This window comes from Enterobacter sp. (assembly GCF_977039595.1).
In genome coordinates, this window is the sequence record NZ_CDRQYH010000074.1 from 1 (window position 1) to 17,097 (window position 17,097).

Below are 17,097 nucleotides of genomic sequence, written 5' to 3' on the forward strand. Positions count from 1 at the left end.
GCCAGCCAATGACATCAACCATGCTCTGACCGGTTTGTCCTACCCCCACAATGCGATCGCCTACGCTAATCGCTTTGCTTTTGGATGCCGGGCCGCCCGCGACCATGGAGTTGATCACCGTGTAGTCATCATCCATTTGCAGTACCGCGCCAATACCTTCCAGAGACAGGCTCATCTCAGTATTGAACTGTTCGGTATTGCGTGGAGAGAGATAGTTGGTGTGCGGATCGATTTCGTGCGCAAAGGCGGTCATCGCCAGCGAGAAAACATCTTCACTGTTGGTCTGCGCCAGACGGCGAATGGCAAATTTGTAACGACGCGTCAGCGTGTCGCGGATCTCTTTTTCATCTTTGCCGGTCAGCTTGAGGCTCAGCTCGTCGTATTTGACCTTTCCATCCCACAGCGCGTTCAGCTCGGCTTCGTCTTTCGGCCAGGGCGCTTTGCTGCGATCGAGATTAAAGGTGTCGTTGCCGGTGAAGTCCATTGGACGTTCCAGCACTTTCAGCGCGTACTGATAGCGTTCAAAGCGGCGCTTTTGCGACAGGTTGTACAGATCGTAGAACAGATCCAGCTTGCCTGACCGCAGCTCATCACCCACCTCGGATTTGCGCTTAGCGAACTGCTCGACATCGCTGGCGAGCAAAACGTTATGGCTGTAATCCAGCAAGTTCAGATAGCGGTCAAAGATTTTGGCCGAAAAGGCCTGATCGAGATCGAACTGACGATAGTGCGAGCGGGTAAAACGTGAGGTCACGCGCTCGCTCACCGTCGCGTGCTGCGTCTCTTCCTTGAGTACCGGAATTTGATCAACACGCGTGATATCGTCCACTGCAAAAGCGTGACCTGTTATAGCAAACAGACCCGCCAGCGCGGTGAGCTTAAAAAAAGTGTTCATGCCAGGCTTGGCCTCCGTTTCAGAACAACAAGTGTTCTGCGCGTACAATCATTGACATACCAGAAGTCAGCTGTACACGAACGCCATCTTTGGTGATTTCAAGTACGGTGGCGTCCATAGCATTGTTACCCGCTTTTACCTTCAGCGCCTGACCCACGCTCAGAGCGTTAATGTCAGAAACCGGCGTATGGCGCGGCTCTTCACGAGGGGCTCGCGGGGCTTTTGCTGCTGGTTTGTCTGCACGCGGTTTGCGATCGTTATTATCGTTACGGCGCGGCGCAGGGCGCGGTTTACGCTCACGACGAGGCGCTTCTTCCTGGCCGTTTGCCGCGGCGGCTTCGCGTTTTTTCGCCTGCTGTTCTGCACGTTGTGCCTGAACGCGTGCTTTGGCTTCTTCAAGCTGCTTGCGCGCGTGCTCAACGTGCTGCTCGTCCAGCTCACCGCAAGGGTTGCCGTCGAGGTCCACGCGGGTAGCGCCTGGTTTGATACCGTACAGGTAACGCCAGCTCGAAGTATAAAGACGTAAGGCGGAACGCAGCTGAGTTTTGCTGAGGTTCATTTCCCCTTCAACACGCGCCACCAGATCCTGAAAAATACCGACTTTCAGGGGACGAGCTTCACCTTCCGCGCTGAAGCACTGCGGGAAACGCTCGGCCAGAAATGCGATAACTTCTTTACTGCTATTCAACTTAGGTTGATTTTCCATGAAATTTCCTGATTACAACGGACGTTGCCAACAAGCGCAGGCATGAACAGGCGTCATTATAATGACGCTATCAGTAAATGCTACGTTATCCGTTGATTATCCTGCGACGCTCGCAAAGAATTTTTGATAATCGGTTGCAGCGAGTACGTTTTCCAGATTCGCCACCAGCTCGCGCAGCCCCTGTTCGTCCTCGGTTGTAAAGCGACTGAAGACCGTACTGTCGATATCCAGAACGCCAATAATCTGATTTTTGACCACCAGCGGCAAAACGATTTCAGAATTACTGGCAGCATCACAGGCAATGTGTCCGTCAAACGCATGGACATCTTCCACACGCTGGACCTGATTCTCTGCCACCGCCGTGCCGCATACGCCACGCCCTACCGGAATACGCACGCAGGCCAGTTTGCCCTGGAACGGACCGAGCACCAGCGTTTCACCTTCCAGAAGGTAAAAGCCAGCCCAGTTTACGTCAGAGAGACGTTCAAACAGCAATGCGCTAGTATTTGCCAGAGTGGCTAAGAAGCTGGTCTCACCCGCCATCAATGCCTTAAAATCGCGGTTCAGATCCGCGTAGAATTCTGTTTTGTTCATTATTCAATCACTTAGTTGTCTTACAAATTTACCGCATAGCCTATTAAAATAAGCATTAAATGCGCTCATGCTCAAGATGAATCCGTTCATGAGTTATTATTACTTTCAACAATACTTATTTGTGCGCAGCTGATGGCCTTAAAAACAACCAAAATTACGCCGACGAGAAAGATAACTGTCCATACGGTAAGCGAAGCTTTGCCTCGTGCACATTATCAGCGTTGCCCCCAGTGCGATACGCTTTTTATGTTGCCGAAGATGAAATCGCACCAAAGTGCCTTTTGTCCTCGCTGCGACGCTAAAATTCGCGATGGTCGCGACTGGTCGTTGACCCGCCTCGCCGCCATGGCCGTCACCATGCTGCTGTTGATGCCCTTCGCCTGGAGCGAACCGCTGCTGAAACTCTACCTGCTTGGCGTGCGCATTGATGCCAACGTGCTGCAGGGTATCTGGCAGATGACCCGTCAGGGCGATCCCATCACCGCCGCCATGGTGCTGTTCTGCACCGTTGGCGCGCCGCTGGTGCTGGTCGCCGCCATTGCCTATCTTTGGTTTGGCAATATTCTCGGCATGAACCTTCGCCCGGTGCTGCTGATGCTGGATAAACTCAAAGAGTGGGTGATGCTGGATATTTATCTGGTGGGCGTGGGCGTTGCGTCAATAAAGGTACAGGACTATGCCTTTTTGCAGCCCGGCATCGGACTCTTTGCCTTCATCTGTCTGGTATTGCTGAGCATCCTGACGCTGATACACCTGAACGTTGAGCAGCTCTGGGAGCGATTTTACCCGCAGCGCCCCGCCACCCGTCCCGATGAAAATCTGCGCGTCTGTCTGGGTTGCCACTATACCGGGTTACCCGACCCGCGCGGACGCTGCCCGCGGTGCCACATTCCATTAAGGCTGCGTCGAAACAACAGCCTGCAAAAATGCTGGGCGGCGCTGATCGCCTCCCTGGTGTTTCTGATCCCCGCCAATATGCTGCCTATTTCCATCATTTACGTGAATGGCGGACGTCAGGAGGATACTATCCTCTCCGGGATTATCTCCCTTGCGCACAGCAATGTCGGGGTGGCGGCGATCGTTTTTATTGCCAGTATTCTGGTTCCCTTTACCAAAGTGGTGGTGATGATTACCCTGCTCATCAGCATTCACTTAAAGTGTGAACAAGGCTTACGAACCCGCATTCTGCTTCTGCGATTCGTCACCTGGATTGGCCGCTGGTCAATGTTAGATTTGTTCGTAATTTCGCTGATGATGTCTCTCATCAATCGCGACCAGTTACTTGCTTTTACAATGGGACCCGCGGCTTTTTATTTCGGCTCTGCGGTGATATTGACTATTCTTGCTGTGGAATGGCTGGATAGCCGCTTACTTTGGGATGCACATGAGTCAGGAAACCCCCGCTTCGCCGACTGAAGCGAGAATTAAAACAAAACGCCGCATTTCGCCATTCTGGTTGCTGCCCGTCATCGCCCTGATGATTGCAGGCTGGCTTATCTGGACGAGCTATGAAGATCGCGGTAGCACCGTCACCATTGATTTCCAGACCGCCGACGGCATCGTCGCCGGGCGAACGCCCGTTCGCTTCCAGGGGGTTGAAGTGGGTACGGTTCAGGACATCTCTCTTGGAAAAGGGCTGAACAAGATTCAGGTGCGGGTCAGTATTAAATCTGACATGCAGGATGCCCTGCGCAGTGAAACGCAGTTCTGGCTGGTGACGCCAAAAGCCTCTCTGGCCGGTGTGTCCGGGCTGGATGCGCTCGTGGGCGGTAACTATATTGGCATGATGCCGGGTAAAGGAGAGCCGCAGGATCACTTTGTTGCCCTGGATACACAGCCGAAGTACCGCCTCAATAACGGCGATTTAATGATCCATCTGCAGGCGCCGGATCTCGGTTCTCTGAACAGTGGCTCACTGGTCTATTTCCGCAAAATCCCGGTTGGCCGTGTGTACGATTACGCGATCAACCCAAATAAACAGGGCGTCACCATTGACGTGCTGATCGAGCGTCGCTTCACCAATCTGGTGAAAAAAGGCAGCCGCTTCTGGAACGTGTCCGGCGTGGACGCGGATCTCAGCCTGAGCGGTGCGAAAGTGAAGCTGGAGAGTCTGGCCGCGCTGGTTAATGGCGCCATCGCCTTTGACTCGCCGGAAAACTCAAGCCCTGCCACCGCTGATGATTCATTTGGATTGTACGCTGACCTGGCGCACAGCCAGCGCGGCGTGATCGTCAAACTCGCCCTGCCCGATGCTAAAGGGCTAAAAGCGGGTTCAACACCGCTGATGTATCAGGGATTGCAGGTTGGTCAGCTCACCAAAATGACCCTCAACCCGGGCGGCTCGGTCACCGGCGAAATGACGGTCGACCCGAGCGTGGTCGATCTCCTGCGCGAGAAAACGCGTATCGAAATGCGCAGTCCAAAGCTCTCTCTGAACGATGCCAGCCTCAGCACGCTGTTGACCGGCAATACGTTTGAGCTCATCCCCGGCGAAGGTGAACCCAGCAATAGCTTCGTGATTGCCCCGGCTGATAAAGCCCTGCTGCAAAAGCCGGGCGTAGTGACGGTCACGCTGAATGCGCAAGAAAGTTACGGTATCGAAGCCGGACAGCCGTTAATTTTACACGGCGTGCAGGTCGGTCAGGTGCTGGAGCGTAAGCTCTCAGCGAATGGCGTGACTTTCTCGGTCGCTATCGATCCGCAATACAGCGACCTGGTGCATGGCGACAGCAAATTCGTGGTGAACAGTCGCGTCGACGTGAAGGTGGGTCTGGACGGCGTGGAGTTCCTCGGCGCCAGCGCCAGCGAATGGGTTAACGGCGGTATCCGCATTTTGCCAGGGAATAAAGGCCCCGTGCGCGACAGCTATCCGCTGTATGCCAACCTGGAGAAAGCGGTTGAAAACAGCCTGAGCGATCTTCCTACCACCACGCTGACCTTAAGCGCCGAGACGCTGCCGGACGTACAGGCGGGTTCCGTGGTGCTGTATCGCAAGTTTGAAGTCGGGGAAGTGATCACCGTTCGCCCGCGTGCGGACGCGTTCGATATCGAACTGCATATCAAGCCGGAGTACCGCAAGCTGCTGACGCCAAACAGCGTCTTCTGGGCCGAAGGCGGCGCGAAAGTTCAGCTTAACGGTAACGGGCTAACCGTACAGGCCTCTCCGCTGTCACGCGCGCTGCGGGGGGCGATTAGCTTCGATAACCTCAGCGGTGCGGGCGCGAATCTGCGTAAAGGCGATAAGCGTATTCTCTTCCCATCCGAGACCGCCGCCCGCGCGGTGGGTGGGCAGATTACCCTGCACGCCTTTGATGCCGGCAAGCTGGCGGAAGGCATGCCAATCCGCTATCTGGGCATTGATATCGGGCAGATCCAGAAGCTGACGCTGATCACCTCGCGCAACGAGGTGCAGGCCACTGCCGTGCTCTACCCGGAATATGTGCAGACCTTCGCCCGCACCGGCTCGCGCTTCTCGGTGGTCACGCCGCAGATCTCGGCCGCTGGCGTTGAGCACCTCGACACCATTTTGCAGCCGTATATCAACGTTGAGCCAGGCCAGGGCAATGCCCGCCGTGATTTCGAGCTGCAGGAAGCCACGATTACCGACTCGCGCTACCTTGGCGGCCTGAGCATCGTGGTGGAAGTGCCGGAAGCGGGTTCGCTGAACATCGGCACTCCGGTACTATTCCGCGGTATTGAAGTGGGTACGGTCACGGGGCTGACGCTCGGTACGCTCTCCGACCGAGTCATGGTGGCATTACGTATTAGCGAACGTTACCAGCACCTGGTTCGAAATAACTCGGTATTCTGGCTGGCATCCGGCTATTCGCTGGACTTTGGCCTGACGGGAGGCGTGGTGAAAACCGGAACCTTCAACCAGTTCATTCGCGGCGGTATCGCGTTTGCCACGCCGCCGGGAACGCCGCTGGCGCCAAAAGCGCAGCCGGGTAAACACTTCCTGCTGCTCGAGAGCGAACCAAAAGAGTGGCGCGAATGGGGAACCGCCCTGCCGCGTTAATCTGACAGGCTCCGGTGTCAACGCACCGGAGCCTTTATGCTACACTGCGCACCTGAATTTTTCCCTGTGGTGTGCCCGTGGCTCAAAACTCCGTATTTCTTCCTGAACAATTCCTGGCGCAGATGCGCGAGGCGCTTCCTTCTCACCTGTCGTTAGACGATTTTATCGCCGCCTGCCAGCGTCCGTTACGCCGGAGTATTCGCGTCAACACGCTGAAAATCAGCGTCGATGATTTTCTGGCGCTGGTCGCTCCGTACGGCTGGCAGCTTACGCCGGTACCGTGGTGCGCTGAGGGGTTCTGGATAGAACGCGATGACGAAGCTTCACTGCCGCTGGGCAGTACCGCTGAACATCTGAGCGGTCTGTTCTATATTCAGGAAGCCAGCTCGATGCTTCCGGTTGCCGCCCTGTTTGCCGATGGCAATTCGCCAGAGCGCGTAATGGATGTTGCCGCCGCGCCCGGCTCAAAAACCACCCAAATTGCCGCCCGTATGGGTAATCAAGGGGCGATCCTCGCCAACGAGTTTTCCGCCAGCCGCGTGAAGGTGTTACATGCCAACATCAGCCGCTGCGGTATTCATAATGTTGCCCTGACGCACTTCGACGGACGCGTGTTTGGCGCCGCCCTGCCGGAAGCCTTCGACGCCATTCTGCTGGACGCCCCCTGCTCAGGCGAAGGGGTGGTGCGTAAAGATCCCGATGCGTTAAAAAACTGGTCAGTTGAGAGCAACCTTGAGATCGCGGCCACGCAGCGAGAGCTGATCGACAGCGCATTCCATGCCCTGCGCCCCGGCGGCACGCTGGTTTATTCGACGTGCACCTTAAACCGCGATGAGAACGAAGATGTCTGCCTGTGGCTGCAAGCGCAATATCCGGATGCGGTCGAGTTTCTGCCGCTCGACGATCTGTTCGCCTCAGCACAGGAGGCTGTCACCCCGGAGGGGTTCCTCCATGTTTTCCCGCAGATTTACGACTGCGAAGGGTTCTTTGTGGCGCGTCTGCGTAAAACGCAGGCGGTGGCTCCCCTGCCCGCACCTAAATTCAAGGTCGGTAACTTCCCGTTTTCCCCCCTTAAAGGTCGAGAAACCGCACAGCTTGAAGCCGCCGCTAAAAAAGCGGGACTGGTCTGGGATGAGAGCCTGCGCCCCTGGATGCGTGATAAAGAGATATGGCTGTTCCCGGCACAGATCGAGCCGCTCATCGGAAAGGTCCGTTTTTCCCGAATCGGGATCCGCCTGGCGGAAGTGCATAATAAAGGGTATCGCTGGCAGCATGAGGCCGTAATCGCCCTTGCCGGACGCGACAATACCTTTGCCCTGACGCATCAGGAAGCCGAAGAGTGGTACCGTGGTCGCGATGTCTATCCGGAGAGCACGCCATCAGGCGATGAAGTGATTGTGACGTATCAGGGATACCCGCTGGGCCTGGCAAAAAAGGTCGGCTCAAGGCTGAAAAACAGCTATCCACGCGAGCTGGTTCGGGACGGTCGGCTGTTTACCGGTAACGATCGCACGGATTGATAAAAAGCGCATTTTTTTACTGGCGATTTTGCTCTCTTTGTCTACGATCAAAAATGGGAGGCCACACTGGTCATACCAGATTTTTGACAACCGACCCGGAGAGCACTATGACGAAAACCAGCGTGCGTATTGGCGCTTTTGAGATCGACGACGCAGAGCTGCGCGGCGAAGCACAAGGCGATCGAACGTTAAGTATTCCCTGCAAATCCGACCCGGATTTGTGCATGCAGCTTGATGCATGGGATGCAGACACCAGCGTCCCGGCAATACTTGATGGCGAACATTCAGTCCTTTACCGTGAGCATTACGATAGTAAAACCGATGCCTGGGTCATGCGTCTTGCCTGACCTAAAGAGAACCCGCCCGAAGGCGGGTTATTTATTACTGCAGCTGAGCCAGCGTAAAGTAACCGTCAAATACGGCACCCGTATCAATGTAGTGGAGATTGTCAAAATCATACCTTCTGTCGACGGGAGTATGTCCGAACCAGAAATGATCCGCGCCGCTGATGCCCTCCCCTTTGCCCACCATAAACCCCATCAACCGATCGCGGTTCCATAAGACGCGCTGGTCACTGACCGGTTTTTGCCAGCGGTATTCCGCGGCCGGATAATCAGCATGGGCAATCACATTCAGACCGTTCGCACAGGTTATCTCGATGATATGCGGTAAGTCGCGACAGGCGTCGAGCAACGACAGCGCAAGCTGTTGCCGATCGCGTTCAAGATGCGAAAACCACATTCCGCCATTCATCATCCAGAGAGAAAAATCGTTATTATCCAGACCGTCGAGCGCCATTTGCTCATGGTTTCCCCGCACGGCACGAAACCATTTTTCATTAATTAACTGCAGGCATTTAACGCTATCAGGGCCACGATCGATCATATCCCCGACAGAAATAAGTAAATCCTCATACGGATTAAAATGACGGCGTTTAAGTTCATCCATAAGCCACTGGTAGCAACCGTGTATATCGCTGACAACCCAGACGTGACGCCACATTCCACCTTCAATTCGCTGATACATAGCACCTCCTTTAAACAGTATAGCTGCCGCAGAAAAGTCGACAGACAGGCGTAGTCATCACGAAATCAAACAAACGGTAAACCAAACAGAAATAAAGATCCTCGCGCTATTAATCCCCTTTTCCTGGCTCTTTAGAATAAGGGCAGAAAAAAAAGAGGGGTCTTCACGTGTCTAATACGCACCTGCATAACGATGTTTTCTATCCGCATCGCACAAATATTATTTCCGAGCTGGTGAACGGCAAACGCGTTCCGGGGCCGATCTGGCGCAAACGCGAATATCGCCTGAAGTTCCTGTTACGTTCGCTGGTGTTCTGGTCTTCTACACATCGCATGCTGGAAACCCTTTCGGGTCGCGACGATTTTGACAGGCTGCTGGCCTCTCAAATTACATTGCCGAGCAAGACCCACCGGCAGTACCTGATGCGCGGCCTGACGGCTAACGATCGCGCCGACGCTATCGTTAACCATTATTACTGGATTGACAGCCTGAAAGAGAGCGGTCTCGCCCAGGCCCTGACCAGCCCGCAGGAACAAGCCGTTGCGCAGTTCCATGCAAAAGACGGTGTAACCTATACGGTCAATGCTTCCTCTGCGGGGAAAGCCGAGCGCGAAGGCGAAAGCACGCTGTGGCTACGCGACAACGAGGACACGCTGCTGGCCAGCCTGACCTTTAGCGTCGCGCGCAGCAATGGTCAGCAAGTCATGGTGATTGGCGGGCTTCAGGGACCCCGCCGCTGCGTATCGCGAGACGTCATTAAACAGGCCACCCGCGCCTGTCATGGTCTTTTCCCCAAACGGGTGTTGATGGAAGTCCTCTTCCAGCTGGCTGCGCAGTCATCCGTCCGGGCGATTTTTGCCGTCAGCGATGAGGGTCACGTTTTCCGCGCGTTGCGGTATCGCCTGAGCAAAGGTCGCCATTTCCATGCCAGCTACGATGAATTTTGGGCATCGCTGGACGGTAAAAAGCTCTCGGCCTTCTGCTGGCAGCTGCCGCTACAGATGGAGCGTAAATCGCTTGAAGAGATCGCCAGTAAAAAACGTGCCGAATACCGCCGCCGCTTTGAGCTGCTTGATGAAATAGAGGTATCCGTTAAGTCCCACTTTTAGCCTGGCTGGCGTCTTCGCTCACCGCATAGTGGATGCAATCTATTTATAGGATGAATAATAAAGCAGTGTACTATTGCGCAGGGCGAGTGCGCTCAGTTAGCATTGCGCGAAATGATACCGGCGAATGCGTTGGGAAAAGCGCAATGTGGGCGCAAAAATGAGGGACTTCGGTAATGATCTATGACTGCTTCTTATATTACGATGAAGATATGCTTCTCGAAATCAGGCTGAACACGCTAGCGGACGTTGTCGATCGCTTCGTTATCGTTGAGTCAACGCATACCTTTACCGGTAAAAAGAGGCAGCTGCATTTTGACATTAATAAATACAGTCAGTTTAAAGATAAAATTATCTACGTTGTGCATGATAAAGAACCGATTACGAAAGCCGCTGAAGAATCACATCCGGCCCGAGAGGTGATCCCGGGTTTGCCAGAGGGAATGGTAGTGGATGCGTGGGCAAATGAAGCCGCGCAGAGGAATGCCATCATGCAGGGTTTGTCCCATGCCAACGATGATGATTTGATTTTAGTTTCCGATGTGGACGAGATATTTTCACCTCAGGTAGTAGCATCGATAAACCCCAAAAAGCTCTGCACAACTATTTATCAGAATTTTTATAATTATCAGTTTAACCTGCAGGTTTTTAATACAGATAACACGCCAAGAAAATGTAAATTACCGAGAGCCACCCAGTATAAAAATCTCGTTAACTTCTTTGGCGGTGAACCTGAATCATTCAGGAATCTTAAACGCACCCGAAGTGTGAAAAACTGGTCGTGGCTAAAGTGGAACTGGTTCAAGATTAACAACCGCATCATTGAAAATGGTGGCTGGCATTTCTCATGGGTGATGACACCCGAGCGCATCTCAGAAAAAATGTCGACCATTTCCCATACTGAATACGATCTCCCTGAGTTTAACAACCCGGAACACATCATGAAGGTCATTAAAAACGCGGAAGATATCTGGGGGCGGGACAGGACGTTAATCAAGCAAGAGCTAACGGTTGAAAACTTCCCTGAGTACATTGTCCAACACAAAGACAAATTCAGCGCGTTCATTATTTAACTTACGGGTTGCCCTTTCGAACGTCAGAAGGCGTTTGCTCAGCGGTCGCTCGGCCACAAAATTTTAACAAAGATCCCAAAAAACCCTGGACGCACGCGGTCCTGAGTATGTTATGGTTTAGACAGGATATGGAATATTCGAGTAATTTTCGGGGGATTTCGTGTTAAGACCGAAAAAACCCTTGAGAAACAAATAGATAAAAAGAGACCGAATACGATTCCTGTATTCGGTCCAGGGAAATGGCTCTTGGGAGAGAGCCGTGCGCTAAAAGTTGGCATTAATGCAGGCTAAGTCGCCTTGCCTTTTAAGAATAGATGACGACGCCAGGTTTTCCAGTCCACAGCTAAAGCGGTCGGAAAAAAAGCGCCAGAGCATCATTAAATGTGAAAAACCGCAGTGCTTTCGCAAGCATCTGCGGTTTTTTATTGGAAACCCGAACGTTAGCAGAGCTTGTCGGCGCGCTCGATAAACGGTGCCAGACTCATTTTTTGTCCCGGATGCGACGGGTCATCGATCTGAATAATGCTAATCGGCTGGCCGCTGCTTTTACCGCTGGCTACCTGCTGCTCTGCGATATCATTCAGCGGATATTGCACCAGCGTGCTCGGGTTGATCGCATACAGCGCATGGCCCGGACGGCAGGTCAGCATCACCTCTTCGCGATTGAAAGCCCATTTGTCCTTACCCACTTCAAAACGGCTGACGGTGATAACCTGCGGTGCGGCAAGCGCGCTCCCCGTACAGGCCAGCAAGATGAGAGAAAGTACTGTCTTTTTCATATGATATTTAACCTTATCAGAAGGGTTCCCAGGTGGCGAACAGACTGACCGTTGCCAGCACCAGCGCTCCCAGCACCACTTCTGCCTGCGTCATCCTGATAAAAATCTGTTGTGCTCGCCCGCTCTCCGGACGAAACCGTGGCACCAGAAAATACCGATTTGCCAGCGCAATTACCACCATCAACGCCACCAGCGCACATTTGAACAACAAAAACTGTACGTAACCAGCCTGCCAGGGAATATGGACACCCAGTATCATGAGCGCATTGATCGCTCCGCTGAGCAGCACGCCCGCGACGGCGTAATGGCCCACGCGCGAAAAGCGCATCATGGTATAAATGGCGGCATTCTGCCAGCGTCCTTTAGCCAGGCGCATGCAGAACAGCAGAGGCAGTAATCCGCCAAGCCAGGTTGCGGCGCAGATCAGGTGAAAAGCATAATTAAGACGCTGCAACGCCCCCATCGGACCGTCGTTCATTGCCGCGTGCCCTACCCCAGCCAGCAGGATAAGCTGGCCCATCGTAAGCAGCAGCAGCCGCGAACCTTTCAGCGGTGCGAGCCATGCTGCGCCGACCGTGATCGCAGCGAGTATGATTTGCCACAGCCAGACGCCGCCAAACTGCGTCCTCATTACGCCGTACCAGACCTGCGGGGCAAACACATCTCCCCAGCCGTTACCCATCAGTCCGCCCTGAAGCATAAACATCAGGAGCGCTGCCGCCAGGCTCATTAAGGCCGCCACTTTCTGCTGCAGCTGAAATCGCCGGGACATCAGGCGGTGGAGAGAGGAAGGCGCAAACCAGACGCTGTAAAGCGCGTTGCCAAAAACAAGCATCAGCGCCCCGAAATGGATAAAGCGCAACCCGATATAACACAGCGCCAGCATGCTATTTCACGCTAAAGTGATAGCTGCCTTTGGTTTTATGGCCGTCTACGGAGACGACATGCCAGTCTACCTGGTACGTCCCTGACGTCAGCGTTTGTTCCAGCGGAACGGTGAGTTGCGCCTTGTTCTTTTCGTCGCGCGTGGCGGTTCCCGTTTTGATGACCTGCTTTTGCGCATCCGTTACCACCACACCGCTAAACCCCGGTTCGATGCCTTCTGAAAAATTCAGCGTAAGTGCCTGCGGAGCGCTCTCCACGCTGTCCGCTGCCGGTCTCTGCTGTTTAAGATGTGCATGTGCCAGCGCGGAGGGCGCCATCATTGTCGAGGCCACAAAAACCAGTGCGCATACCGCGCGGGAGGCGGAGAAACCCATCGCAATCATTCCTTTTTGTTATGTCTGTATGCTAAAGAATAACGCTGTATAATAAACGAGTCGAGGATCATCCTGCCACCGCTTGTCATCGTCGTGCAATCGCGGTAACGTTGCCGCCGCAGAAAAAGGAGAAGGTAATGAAGATCAATCTGGCCGCCCTTCCGCAGGACGAGATGGATAAAGTGAATGTCGATCTCGCTGCCGCTGGCGTCGCGTTCAAAGAGCGTTACAACATGCCTGTCGTGGCTGAAGTCGTTGAACGGGAACAACCCGCCCATCTGCGCGACTGGTTTCGCGAAAGATTAATCGCCCACCGTCTCGCCTCGGTTAACCTCTCCCGTTTACCGTACGAACCTAAAGTTAAATAAGCTTAACGAGTCGTTACACTTCCTTACGCGGAATCTGGCAGGATAAGAAAACCCTGATAAATTTAGGTGTATTCTTAAATCCCTGCGACTCAGTGTATAAGGAAGTCACGATGTCACATTGGAACATAGCGGCAGCCCAGTATGGCGGGCTGCATCAGAGTGTGAATGACCATGTTACGCACCACCTGCGCTTCATCGCCGAAGCCGCACGACAGGGGTGCGATCTGCTGGTCTTCCCTGAACTCTCCTTAACGGGCTCTGGCGCGCCGACGCTACCTCCCCCACCCGATGACGCGCAGCTGGAGCCGCTGCTTAACGCGGCACATTTTTACCAGATTACCGTTATTGCAGGACTCCCCCTGGAACAGGATGGGCAGAGACAGAAAGGTCTTGTGCTGTTTTCGCCTGCTTGCCATCGCATTTTGCGCTATCCGCAAGGGCGCGGAGCCAGCCTGGTGCCGGGGGACAAGCACCTTAGCATCATTGATGCACATCCCGATTCTCCCAATCTCGATCCCAGAGCAACGCTTGTTACCAGCTGCCAGTCGGTGGGGGAAAATCGCTGGCGGCAGTCCATCAGTAACCTGCAGCGCTTCGCGCATAAATATGCTATTGCGGTGCTGATGGCGAACGCCTGCGGCGGCAGCGCGCTGTGGGATGATAAAGGCCAACTGATCGTCCGCGCGGATAAGGGCGAGCTTCTGGTGACCGGCACGCTCGGCGGAGAGGGTTGGCAAGGCGATATCATTCCTTTAGGCTAGGCGTTTTAAGCTCAGGAGTTTTCAATGCTGCGCGTCATCGATACCGAAACTTGCGATCTTCAGGGCGGAATAGTGGAAGTGGCCTCTGTCGACGTGGTTGATGGTAAAATCGTCAACCCAATGAGCCATCTGGTGCGTCCCGATCGCCCCATCAGCCCCCAGGCGATGGCTATCCATCGCATTACAGAATCGATGGTGGCGGATAAGCCCTGGATTGAAGAGATCATTCCGCACTACTACGGTAGCCCGTGGTACGTCGCGCATAACGCCAGCTTTGACCGCCGGGTGCTACCTGAAATGCCGGGCGAATGGATTTGCACAATGAAGCTGGCGCGTCGTCTCTGGCCGGGCATTAAATACAGCAATATGGCGCTGTACAAGTCCCGCAAGCTCAGCGTTCGTACCCCTGAGGGGCTTCACCATCACCGCGCCCTGTATGACTGCTATATCACCGCCGCGTTGCTGATTGATATTATGAATATCTCAGGCTGGACACCGGATGATATGGCGACGATCACCGGACGCCCCGCGTTACTGACCACATTTACCTTTGGTAAATATCGCGGGAAGCCGGTGTCCGAGGTAGCGGACAAAGACCCGGGCTATTTGCGCTGGCTGTATAACAACCTCGACAGAATGAGTCCGGAACTGCGCTTAACGCTGAAACATTATCTGGGCGACGCTTAACCCTCCGCACGGCCTGGCAGCGTGTCCTGCGCCAGGCCAATCAGGAAGGCATATTCCAGGGCAACCCCTTCGTAGGATTTAAATCGTCCCGATTTCCCGCCGTGTCCGGAGTCCATATCGGTACACAGCAGCAGCAGATTGTCATCGGTTTTCAGCTCCCGCAGCTTTGCCACCCATTTTGCCGGCTCCCAGTACTGTACCTGAGAATCATGCAAACCGGTGGTGACCAGCATGTGCGGGTAGGCTTTCGCCTCCACGTTGTCGTACGGGCTGTACTCTTTCATATAGCGGTAGTACATCTCATCCTGCGGATTTCCCCACTCCTCAAACTCCCCGGTGGTAAGAGGGATAGATTCATCGAGCATGGTCGTGACCACATCGACAAACGGTACCTGCGCGACAATCCCCTTAAAGCGGTCGGGACGCTGGTTGATAACCGCCCCCATCAGCATGCCGCCCGCGCTGCCTCCCATGCCAAAGCAGAGTTGCGGATCGCCATAGCCCTGCTCAATTAGCGCATCGCAGACGTCGAGATAATCATTGAAGGTGTTTTTCTTTTTCAGGAATTTCCCGTCTTCATACCAGTGTTGGCCCAGCTCACCGCCGCCGCGAATATGGGCTATGGCGAAAACAAAACCGCGATCGAGCAGGCTTAATCGGCTGCTGCTGAAATCGGCGTCCATGCTTGAGCCATACGACCCGTAGCCGTAAACCAGGATTGGGTTTTTGCCTTTCTGGAAATGGGCTTGGTGATAGACGAGCGAGACGGGGACCTCAACGCCATCCCGGGCGGTGACCCAGAGGTGCTCGCTGCGGTAGTTTTCAGACTCAAAACCTTTTACCTCGGTCTGTTTAATCACCTGGCGCTGCCCGGTATCCATGTCCAGCTCAAACAGGGTGTCCGGTGTGGTCATGGATGAGTAGCCGTAGCGCAACCGCGATGATTCGGGTTCGGGATTGAATCCAATCCACGTCACATAGGCCGGGTCGTCGAACGCAATCCCCACCACTTCCCGCGTTTTGCGGTTGATTTGCCGGATACTGGTCAGCCCGCGCTGGCGCTCTTCCACCACCAGCCAGTCGGTAAACAGGGTGAACCCTTCCAGCATCACCTGATCCCGCGCGGGGATAAGCACCTCCCACTTGCGCTCATCGCGCACTTTGGTTTTATAGAGACCAAAGTTTTTGCCCTCACGATTGGAGCGCAAATAAAAGCTGTGCTGGAAGTGATCCAGGCTGTACTCGTGATCCTTGCGGCGCGGCAGGAAACAGAGCGGCTGGGCGTCAGGCAGTTCGGCATCCAGCAGCAGAACTTCCGACGTCGTCGCGCTGGCAAGAAAGATAATCACATAGTGGCGCGAGGAGGTTTTATGCAGGCTGACATAGAACGTTTCGTCTTTCTCTTCATAGACGAGCTCGTCGTCTGCGGAGTCCGTTCCCACGGTGTGCCGCCATACCTGGTAAGGCAGTAGCGTCGAGGCGTGCTTTTTGACGTAGTAAACCGTCTCGGAATCATTCGCCCAGACAAAATCCGGGGACACATTTTCCAGCATTTCCGGATACCAGTTGCCGCTCTCCAGATTGCGAAACCGCAGGCCGTACTGACGGCGGGAGAGATAATCCTCCGCCAGCGCCATCACCGCATTGTCAGGCGAAATGGACATGCCGCCCAGGGTATAAAACTCGCTGTGGGCAGCGCGCTGGTTGGCATCCAGCAGAATATCCCACTCGTCCCATTCGGCGCTTAATACCGACTGACGCTGATAAATGGGATACTCATTGCCGGGCTCGTAAATATGGCGATAGCGATAGCCGTTTTTGGTCCAGGGCGCGGAGATATCGCGCTGAGGAATACGCTGCACCATTTCATTCAGCAGCTGGTCCTGAAGCGTCTGCTGGCTGGACATGACCTTGCGGCCATAGTCGTTTTCCTCGTGCAGGTAGTCGAGCACCTCTGGCCGGGAGCGCGAATCGTCCCGTAGCCAGTAATAGTTGTCTATACGCGTATCGCCATGCGTGGTGATCGCATAAGGTATACGTCGGGCTTTCGGTGGCATGTCATCATTCTTTTTAGTTTTACACCCTATAAGGTTGGCAAAACCCACGCATGATGCAAGCGAAACCGTGACCCCGCCGAGACGTTATCCCTGTAACGCCTGTTTTTGCTCCCGGATATCCTGCTCAATGCCTTCGCGCACATCCTGAGGGATCTTCAGCGCGTCGCCAAGCGCGTTCAGGTAGCTGCGTTCCATAAAGTGATCGATATCGATAGCGGCACAGCTGAGGAAATAGAGTTCAAGCGCCT

General features: G+C 54.3%; 18 protein-coding genes. 9 read left to right on the forward strand and 9 right to left on the reverse strand.

Features of this window, described 5'->3' with window-relative positions; translation table 11 throughout:
• The 3 genes from ACWYRJ_RS17495 to ACWYRJ_RS17505 all read right to left on the reverse strand — a co-directional run.
• The coding region (locus ACWYRJ_RS17495; protein WP_455508351.1) for a PDZ domain-containing protein at positions 1–895 on the reverse strand (895 nt) is incomplete at its 3' end.
• A 19-nt stretch (positions 896–914) separates the two neighbouring features.
• Positions 915–1,601: an RNA chaperone ProQ gene (gene proQ, locus ACWYRJ_RS17500; protein ID WP_028018656.1), complete on the reverse strand. Its 687-nt coding sequence runs from the start codon at positions 1,599–1,601 to the stop codon at positions 915–917.
• Between the two features lie 96 nt (positions 1,602–1,697).
• Entirely contained in the window at positions 1,698–2,195 is a 498-nt protein-coding gene (locus ACWYRJ_RS17505; RefSeq protein ID WP_008500476.1) for a GAF domain-containing protein, read from the reverse strand.
• A 132-nt stretch (positions 2,196–2,327) separates the two neighbouring features.
• On the opposite strand from ACWYRJ_RS17505, the gene yebS reads away from it, so the two are divergent.
• The 4 genes from yebS (at position 2,328) to ACWYRJ_RS17525 (ending at position 8,080) form a co-directional block, all read left to right on the forward strand.
• The gene (gene yebS, locus ACWYRJ_RS17510; RefSeq protein ID WP_045908227.1) at positions 2,328–3,611 is read left to right on the forward strand and encodes a membrane integrity lipid transport subunit YebS; all 1,284 of its coding nucleotides are present in this window, start codon (positions 2,328–2,330) and stop codon (positions 3,609–3,611) included.
• Positions 3,580–6,213 carry a PqiB family protein gene (locus tag ACWYRJ_RS17515; protein ID WP_223579375.1) on the forward strand — a complete coding sequence of 878 codons (2,634 nt, stop codon included), beginning with the start codon at positions 3,580–3,582 and terminating at the stop codon, positions 6,211–6,213. Before yebS ends, ACWYRJ_RS17515 begins: the two co-directional genes overlap by 32 nt.
• A gap of 77 nt (positions 6,214–6,290) precedes the next feature.
• On the forward strand, positions 6,291–7,733 hold the full coding sequence (rsmF, locus tag ACWYRJ_RS17520) for a 16S rRNA (cytosine(1407)-C(5))-methyltransferase RsmF (protein ID WP_455508352.1): 1,443 nt from the start codon (positions 6,291–6,293) through the stop codon (positions 7,731–7,733).
• A gap of 107 nt (positions 7,734–7,840) precedes the next feature.
• Positions 7,841–8,080, forward strand: coding sequence for a YebV family protein (locus tag ACWYRJ_RS17525; protein WP_008500472.1), 240 nt, complete (start codon positions 7,841–7,843; stop codon positions 8,078–8,080).
• 34 nt (positions 8,081–8,114) lie between these two features.
• Here the strand turns inward: ACWYRJ_RS17525 and pphA are convergent, their stop codons facing one another.
• The gene (gene pphA, locus ACWYRJ_RS17530; protein ID WP_111964804.1) at positions 8,115–8,759 is read right to left on the reverse strand and encodes a protein-serine/threonine phosphatase; all 645 of its coding nucleotides are present in this window, start codon (positions 8,757–8,759) and stop codon (positions 8,115–8,117) included.
• Between the two features lie 167 nt (positions 8,760–8,926).
• Here pphA and ACWYRJ_RS17535 point away from each other — a divergent pair, with 167 nt between their 5' ends.
• Complete coding sequence (locus ACWYRJ_RS17535) at positions 8,927–9,868, forward strand: VirK/YbjX family protein (RefSeq protein WP_133294682.1); 942 nt, start codon at positions 8,927–8,929, stop codon at positions 9,866–9,868.
• Positions 9,869–10,041: 173 nt separating this feature from the next.
• A complete protein-coding gene (locus tag ACWYRJ_RS17540; protein WP_115875584.1) occupies positions 10,042–10,938 on the forward strand; it encodes a glycosyltransferase family 17 protein in 897 nt (298 codons plus the stop codon).
• A 440-nt stretch (positions 10,939–11,378) separates the two neighbouring features.
• Here ACWYRJ_RS17540 and ACWYRJ_RS17545 read toward each other — a convergent pair whose 3' ends face one another.
• The 3 genes from ACWYRJ_RS17545 to yobA are packed head-to-tail and all read right to left on the reverse strand — an operon-like array spanning position 11,379 to position 12,976.
• Positions 11,379–11,717 carry a YebY family protein gene (locus ACWYRJ_RS17545; protein ID WP_111964807.1) on the reverse strand — a complete coding sequence of 113 codons (339 nt, stop codon included), beginning with the start codon at positions 11,715–11,717 and terminating at the stop codon, positions 11,379–11,381.
• A gap of 16 nt (positions 11,718–11,733) precedes the next feature.
• Entirely contained in the window at positions 11,734–12,603 is an 870-nt protein-coding gene (gene copD, locus ACWYRJ_RS17550; protein WP_111964808.1) for a copper homeostasis membrane protein CopD, read from the reverse strand.
• A 1-nt stretch (position 12,604) separates the two neighbouring features.
• Positions 12,605–12,976, reverse strand: coding sequence for a CopC domain-containing protein YobA (gene yobA, locus ACWYRJ_RS17555; protein WP_455508353.1), 372 nt, complete (start codon positions 12,974–12,976; stop codon positions 12,605–12,607).
• A 137-nt stretch (positions 12,977–13,113) separates the two neighbouring features.
• Here yobA and ACWYRJ_RS17560 point away from each other — a divergent pair, with 137 nt between their 5' ends.
• The 3 genes from ACWYRJ_RS17560 (at position 13,114) to exoX (ending at position 14,792) form a co-directional block, all read left to right on the forward strand.
• Entirely contained in the window at positions 13,114–13,344 is a 231-nt protein-coding gene (locus ACWYRJ_RS17560; protein ID WP_008500465.1) for a DNA polymerase III subunit theta, read from the forward strand.
• A gap of 110 nt (positions 13,345–13,454) precedes the next feature.
• Positions 13,455–14,105 (forward strand): carbon-nitrogen hydrolase family protein, encoded by a 651-nt coding sequence (locus tag ACWYRJ_RS17565; RefSeq protein ID WP_111964810.1) that lies wholly within the window; start codon positions 13,455–13,457, stop codon positions 14,103–14,105.
• A gap of 24 nt (positions 14,106–14,129) precedes the next feature.
• Positions 14,130–14,792, forward strand: coding sequence for an exodeoxyribonuclease X (exoX, locus tag ACWYRJ_RS17570; protein ID WP_010432611.1), 663 nt, complete (start codon positions 14,130–14,132; stop codon positions 14,790–14,792).
• On the opposite strand, the gene ptrB is transcribed toward exoX, so the two are convergent.
• Both ptrB and ACWYRJ_RS17580 read right to left on the reverse strand, forming a co-directional pair.
• Complete coding sequence (gene ptrB / locus ACWYRJ_RS17575) at positions 14,789–16,849, reverse strand: oligopeptidase B (protein ID WP_111964811.1); 2,061 nt, start codon at positions 16,847–16,849, stop codon at positions 14,789–14,791. The genes exoX and ptrB overlap by 4 nt on opposite strands.
• A gap of 84 nt (positions 16,850–16,933) precedes the next feature.
• Positions 16,934–17,097 (reverse strand): DUF533 domain-containing protein (locus ACWYRJ_RS17580; protein WP_455508354.1); only part of this gene is annotated, 164 nt, incomplete at its 5' end.

Bases quoted from the DNA above. Each gene is read 5' to 3' on its own strand.
- proQ (WP_028018656.1), bottom strand. From the start codon at position 1,601: ATGGAAAATCAACCTAAGTTGAATAGCAGTAAAGAAGTTATCGCATTT.
- ACWYRJ_RS17505 (WP_008500476.1), bottom strand. From the start codon at position 2,195: ATGAACAAAACAGAATTCTACGCGGATCTGAACCGCGATTTTAAGGCA.
- yebS (WP_045908227.1), top strand. From the start codon at position 2,328: ATGGCCTTAAAAACAACCAAAATTACGCCGACGAGAAAGATAACTGTC.
- ACWYRJ_RS17515 (WP_223579375.1), top strand. From the start codon at position 3,580: ATGAGTCAGGAAACCCCCGCTTCGCCGACTGAAGCGAGAATTAAAACA.
- ACWYRJ_RS17525 (WP_008500472.1), top strand. From the start codon at position 7,841: ATGACGAAAACCAGCGTGCGTATTGGCGCTTTTGAGATCGACGACGCA.
- pphA (WP_111964804.1), bottom strand. From the start codon at position 8,759: ATGTATCAGCGAATTGAAGGTGGAATGTGGCGTCACGTCTGGGTTGTC.
- ACWYRJ_RS17540 (WP_115875584.1), top strand. From the start codon at position 10,042: ATGATCTATGACTGCTTCTTATATTACGATGAAGATATGCTTCTCGAA.
- ACWYRJ_RS17545 (WP_111964807.1), bottom strand. From the start codon at position 11,717: ATGAAAAAGACAGTACTTTCTCTCATCTTGCTGGCCTGTACGGGGAGC.
- copD (WP_111964808.1), bottom strand. From the start codon at position 12,603: ATGCTGGCGCTGTGTTATATCGGGTTGCGCTTTATCCATTTCGGGGCG.
- yobA (WP_455508353.1), bottom strand. From the start codon at position 12,976: ATGGGTTTCTCCGCCTCCCGCGCGGTATGCGCACTGGTTTTTGTGGCC.
- ACWYRJ_RS17560 (WP_008500465.1), top strand. From the start codon at position 13,114: ATGAAGATCAATCTGGCCGCCCTTCCGCAGGACGAGATGGATAAAGTG.
- ACWYRJ_RS17565 (WP_111964810.1), top strand. From the start codon at position 13,455: ATGTCACATTGGAACATAGCGGCAGCCCAGTATGGCGGGCTGCATCAG.
- exoX (WP_010432611.1), top strand. From the start codon at position 14,130: ATGCTGCGCGTCATCGATACCGAAACTTGCGATCTTCAGGGCGGAATA.
- ptrB (WP_111964811.1), bottom strand. From the start codon at position 16,849: ATGCCACCGAAAGCCCGACGTATACCTTATGCGATCACCACGCATGGC.